Source organism: Streptomyces inhibens (assembly GCF_003389455.1).
Lineage (GTDB): Bacteria > Actinomycetota > Actinomycetes > Streptomycetales > Streptomycetaceae > Streptomyces > Streptomyces inhibens.
In genome coordinates this window covers 1-1,015 of sequence record NZ_QUAC01000271.1, presented here as the reverse complement: position 1 = coordinate 1,015, position 1,015 = coordinate 1, and the positions used below count along the sequence as shown (strand labels likewise).

Annotated in this window: 1 protein-coding gene; it reads right to left on the bottom strand. The window is 74.9% G+C overall.

Going from position 1 to position 1,015, the window contains the following annotated elements; genetic code table 11:
* Positions 1–1,015: sigma-70 family RNA polymerase sigma factor (locus DY245_RS32810; protein WP_244943415.1), on the bottom strand; the 1,015-nt coding region annotated here is incomplete at both ends.

Genomic DNA, 1,015 nt, shown 5'->3' with positions numbered 1-1,015 from the left:
GCCACCCGCGGCCGCACCGGAGCCGCTGCCCGCGGCTGCACCGGCCCCGGCCGCCGCACCCGCGCCCGCGACACCCACCGCCGCGGTGGCCGCCTTGACCGCGTACCCGGCGGCGAACCAGCCGACGACCGCGACCGGCAACAGCGCACCGATCCGCTGATTGACGTCCTCGACCTCCAGCGCGGCCATACGGCACCGCACACAGGTGTCCAGATGCTTGCGCAGCCCCCGCTCGGCCCGCATCCGCAGCCCGCCACGGGCGTAGGCGCCGAGCCGGTCGGCGTACCGGGCGCAGTCGCCGCCGTCGGTCAGCGACCGGCTGACATGCGCCTGCAGATACGCCTGCTTGAGACCCTCCCGGGCGCGGTGCGCCAATACGGCGGTGGCGTTCGCGGTCAGCCCGAGCAACGGGGCGACCTCGCTCGGCGACTCGTCCTCGACCGTGGTGTGCCACAGCACCGTCTGATAGCGCTCCGGCAGGCTGCGGAACGCCTGTACGGCCATCGACTGCTCGGCCTCGTGCAGGGCGCGCACCTCCGCGCCCAGATCCAAGGTGTCGTCGTCCATGGACGATCCGGACATGGACAGCGCGAACACCGCGAAGTCCTCGACCAGCTGCTCCCGCCGCGCGGTCCTCGCCCAGGACGCGGCGACCCGGCGGACGGTCGTCAGCAGATACGCGCGCACCGCGGAGTTCGGGCCCGCACCGCCGCGCACCGCCTGGAGCGTGCGGGCGAAGACCTCGCCGGTCAGGTCCTCCGCGGTGTGCACGTCCCGGCAGCAGCTGCGGGCATAGCGCCGGATCGCCGCGGCGTGCCTGCGGTACATCTCCTCGTACGCACTGTCGTCGCCGGCCCGCATATCGGCGATCAACTGGGCGTCGGAAGGCGGGAGTTCCGTGTCGTCGCGATCGGTTGCCGGGGTCGTCCGGCCGGCGGGCTCGCGCTGCGGCGGCACGCTGCGGGCCCCGCCCGCCGGGCCACCGGCGCGGTCGTGCCGTTCGGCCGGCCCGTCC